Annotated in this window: 6 protein-coding genes; 3 read left to right on the top strand and 3 right to left on the bottom strand. The window is 67.6% G+C overall.

Going from position 1 to position 4052, the window contains the following annotated elements; all coding sequences use genetic code 11:
• Positions 1-77: 77 nt before the first annotated feature.
• Positions 78-158 carry a PEP-CTERM sorting domain-containing protein gene (locus QZ709_RS14915; RefSeq protein ID WP_294638193.1) on the top strand — a complete coding sequence of 27 codons (81 nt, stop codon included), beginning with the start codon at positions 78-80 and terminating at the stop codon, positions 156-158.
• A gap of 60 nt (positions 159-218) precedes the next feature.
• On the opposite strand, the gene QZ709_RS14910 is transcribed toward QZ709_RS14915, so the two are convergent.
• The 3 genes from QZ709_RS14910 to QZ709_RS14900 form a co-directional block, all read right to left on the bottom strand.
• Positions 219-737 carry a GNAT family N-acetyltransferase gene (locus QZ709_RS14910; RefSeq protein WP_294638192.1) on the bottom strand — a complete coding sequence of 173 codons (519 nt, stop codon included), beginning with the start codon at positions 735-737 and terminating at the stop codon, positions 219-221.
• Positions 738-829: 92 nt separating this feature from the next.
• On the bottom strand, positions 830-1483 hold the full coding sequence (locus QZ709_RS14905; RefSeq protein WP_294638191.1) for a 3'-5' exonuclease: 654 nt from the start codon (positions 1481-1483) through the stop codon (positions 830-832).
• 8 nt (positions 1484-1491) lie between these two features.
• Positions 1492-1809: a nucleotide pyrophosphohydrolase gene (locus tag QZ709_RS14900; RefSeq protein ID WP_294638190.1), complete on the bottom strand. Its 318-nt coding sequence runs from the start codon at positions 1807-1809 to the stop codon at positions 1492-1494.
• Positions 1810-2240: 431 nt separating this feature from the next.
• On the opposite strand from QZ709_RS14900, the gene QZ709_RS14895 reads away from it, so the two are divergent.
• Positions 2241-3410 (top strand): SGNH/GDSL hydrolase family protein, encoded by a 1170-nt coding sequence (locus QZ709_RS14895; protein ID WP_294638189.1) that lies wholly within the window; start codon positions 2241-2243, stop codon positions 3408-3410.
• Between the two features lie 22 nt (positions 3411-3432).
• Positions 3433-4052, top strand: a 620-nt coding sequence (locus QZ709_RS14890) for an OmpW family outer membrane protein (RefSeq protein ID WP_294638188.1), incomplete at its 3' end; no start/stop codon positions are given.

Below are 4052 nucleotides of genomic sequence, written 5' to 3'. Positions count from 1 at the left end.
CCTACTGGAACGACCTGGGCACGAATGCCGACGGCAGCAACCTTGTTCCCAACACCACGGCTTTCGCCGTCACCGCCGTGCCGGAACCGCAGACCTACGCACTGATGCTGACGGGCCTGCTGGCCGTCGGTGCCGTGGCACGCCGCCGACGCGGCTGAGCGGCGGACACCAATGACAAGGCGCCCTCGAGGGGCGCCTTTTTCATGGGTGCGACGCGCTCAGACCAGCGAACGGTGCAGGCGGATCTCTTCGACGCGTGCGCCACCCACTTCGGTGGTGCGGGCGCTGCCCAGCTCACGCTTGAAGCCGGCCAGCTCGAAGAAGCGCAGTGCCCGTTCGTTGCGCAGATAGCACCACAGCGTCGCCTTGGTGCAGCCTTCTTCCTGCAGGCCGTCGCGCGTGGCATCCCACAGCGCCAGGCCCACGCCCTTGTCCCAGTGCTCGGGGCTGGCAAACAGGGCCCAGACCTCGCCGGTGGTGGCCGGCGTGCCCTTGTCACGGGAGCGGTCGAAGCCGGCAAAGCCCATGATCTTGTTGTCCAGATGGGCCACGATGACCTGCGGCTCGCACAGGTCGATGGCTTCACGCCAGAAGGCCTGGCGCTTTTGCACCGACATCGCATCCAGCGCGGCGGCAGGCAGCAAGTCCTTGTAGGCATCCTGGCTGGCGGCGACATGGATCTCGGCGATGGCCTTGGCATCGCGCAGGGTGGCGGGGCGAACCTGGATCACGGACATGGAACTCTTCTTGGGCGAAACACGGACGAAAGGGCGGGATTGTGATTGCGCTTGCGCGCTCAAGCCGCTCTTGACAGAGTTTTTTTATCCGCTCAAGCAATGGCCCATGCGGCCTGTCGGGCCTTCAGATGCTCGACCAGGCCACGCCTCAGCGCCTTGACCGGCGTGCGCTGCAGGTGTGCGAGCAGGCCGTGGTCCACCTCGGCATCGCCCAGGTCCAGCGCGAAGCGCCGGGCCACTTCGTCCCTCACCTTCAGCAACAGCTGCGCCGTCACCAGCGCATCCGCCATCGCCCGGTGCGCCCGGCCCGAGAAGCTCAGGCCATGGAAACGCACCAGCTCGCCCAGCGAGTGCCGCTGCGCCTCGGGCCACAGCCGGCGGGACAGCAGCACGGTGCACGCGAATTGATGCGCCGGGTCGCCGGCCAGACCGGCGCGCGCCATCTCCGCCTGCCAGAAGCCCCGGTCGAAGGCGGCGTTGTGCGCAACGAGCGGACAGCCCGCCGTGAAGCGGGCCAGCTCCTGCATCACGGAGGCCGAGTCGGGCGCAGCGGCCAGCATGGCGTTGCTGATGCCGGTCAAGGCCTGGATGTGCGGCGGTATCCAGGCCCCGCTGTTCATCAGGCTGCTCCAGCGGCCGACCACTTCGCCACCCTGTATCAGCACCGCCGCCACCTCGGTGGCCCGGCCGCCGCTGGTCGGCCCCAGGCCGGTGGTCTCGAAGTCCACGACCGCGATGGTTTCCATGCCCGTCCTCAAGACCGGCTCAGCGGCGGGTGCTTGATCGCGTTGAGCGCGAGCTTGCGTTCCACCGCGGCTTCCAGATCCACGCCCGCGTGGTCGGCGATCTGCAGCAGGTAGAGCAGCACGTCCGACAGCTCCTCGCCGAGATGGCGCCGCTGGTCGTCGTCGAGCCGGAGCGACTGCTCCGGCGTCAGCCACTGAAAGATCTCCAGCAGCTCCGCAGCCTCCACCGTCATGGCCATGGCGAGGTTCTTGGGCGTCTGGTAGGGCTGCCAGTCCCGTTCGGCGGCGAAACGGCGCAGGCGCTGCTGCAGGGCGCGTATGTCCATGGGGTGCGCTCGACGCACGACAGCCTGGCGAAACGCGGCGCGGCAGGGCGCGCAGCGGGCTTGGGAAGGTCGTCGAAGTTGTCCTTTGTATTCAAGACTGTATTCAAGATTTAAAGGTGGTCGTCGTAGTAGAGGGCCGCCCGCGCTGTGGACAAGCGTCAAAAGCCTTTTCGCTTCAAGCACTTGGCCGCGGCAAAAGGCTGTGCGCCAGACCCGGGACGACCGCGTGCGCGTTTGGGCACAAGTCCGCCGCAGCCGCCGCGGCTGTGGATATCTCATGGGTTGTCCTGGCGTCATCCACAGACTTGCCCTAGCGGTTGTATGCCGGCATCAGGGGGAAACCGCCGTGGTTCACAGCCGGCCAAACGCTAGAGTCACCCCCCTCGTTTTTAAGAAAGCACCGCTTCGCGGTGTCGCGCAGGAGACAACAGATGAAACCCTTCCTCACCCGTGTCGCCGCCGCTTCGGTGGTGTTGTTGGGCGGCCTGCTGGTGGCGGGTTGCGGCGGTGGCGGCGAGAGCGCCGACACCACGCCCCGGGTCAGCATCAACTCGGTCAAGGTGTTCGGCGACAGCCTGCAGGACAGCGGCACCTTCGGCTTCAAGTTCACGGTGCAGGGCGCCGACAACCTGATCTACGCCGAACGCGTGGCGGCGGCCTACGGCCAGACGCTGTGCAACTTCTTCTCCTTCACCGGCACCACCTTCGTGGTGAACACCGCCAAGAGCGGCTGCACCAACTTCTCCATCGGCGGCGCCAAGATCAATTTCACCGGCGCGGGTGGTGCGGCCAATCCGCAGACCATCGGCACGCAGATGGCGACCTTCGCAGCGGCGGGCTCGTACACGGCCAGCGACCTGGTGATCATCGACGGCGGTGGCAACGATGCGGCCGACCTGGTCGGCGCCTACCTGTCCATCCCGCGTGACAGCGCCGCGAGCTACCGCGCGCTGCTGGGCCTGCTGCTGACGCCCACGCAGATCGGCACGGCACTCGCGGGCGGCGCGTCCACCACGGCCCAGATCGGTGGCACCTACATGACGGCGCTGGCCGACAAGTTCTACGCCTCCATCAAGGCCAGCGTGCTCGACAAGGGTGCCACCCGCGTCGTCATCATGAACATGCCCGACATCACGCTGACGCCGCGCTTCCAGGCGGTGCTCGACGGCGTGGCGCTCGCCAATGGCGGCGGCACGGCCGGTGCCACGGCGCGCGCCCAGGCCCAGGCGCTGTTCCAGGGCTGGCTGACTGCCTTCAACGCCCAACTCGCCACCCGCACGGCCGGCGATGACCGCGTGGCGCTGATCGACTTCTACAAGTCCTTCCAGGACCAGTTCGCCACGCCGGCTCAATATGGCCTGAGCAACATCAAGGACGCTTCCTGCCCGCGCACCGGCACGGGCGCCGATGGCCTGCCCAGCTATACCTTCCCGACCTGCACGGCCACCGCGCTGTCGGCCGCCCCGCCGGCAGGCGCCACGGGCGGGGCCGACTGGTGGAAGAGCTATGCCTTCTCCGACGGCTTCCATCCCTCGCCCTACGCCCACCAGCTGCTGCAGCAGCTGATCGCCAAGTCCCTGACCACCAAGGGCTGGCTCTGAGGCCACTCATCCGGAGACATCCATGAAAAAACCCCTCCTCCTCGGTGCCCTGGTTGCCACCGTCGCCAGCGGCAGTGCGCTCGCGCAATCGGCCGGCAGCATCGTCGTCTACGGCAGCGGTGTGCAGATCAACCCGCAGGTCGACAGCGGCGACCTCACCGCGCCCAGCCTGGCCGGCACCAAGATCGACGTGAAGAAGGCCAGCCAGGTCGTCGCCGGCGTCACCTACTACTGGACCGACAACATCAGCATCGACCTGCCGGTCGCGGTGGGTCCGTTCAAGCACGACATCGTGGGCGCCGGCGCCATCGACGGCGTGGGCAAGCTGGGCACCGTCAAGGCCCTGCCCATCACGCTGCTGGCCCAGTACCGCTTCGGCGACGCCAACAGCAGCCTGCGCCCCTTCGTCGGCGCCGGCCCGACCTACGGCTACTTCTACGGCCCCAAGGCCACGGCCACGCTGTCCGGCATCACCGGCGGCCTGCCGAGCAAGCCCACCACGCTGTCCATGAAGAGCCGGCTGGGTGCCACGGTCGAACTCGGCGCGGCCTACAACCTGACGCGTGACTGGTCGGCCAGCCTGTCGGTCACCAAGACCTTCATCAAGACCACCGGCAGCCTGTCCACCGGCCAGACCATCGA

The sequence above is a fragment of the uncultured Aquabacterium sp. genome, from assembly GCF_913773725.1.
Taxonomy (GTDB): domain Bacteria; phylum Pseudomonadota; class Gammaproteobacteria; order Burkholderiales; family Burkholderiaceae_C; genus Aquabacterium.
This window is presented reverse-complemented; position numbering and strand designations above follow the sequence as displayed.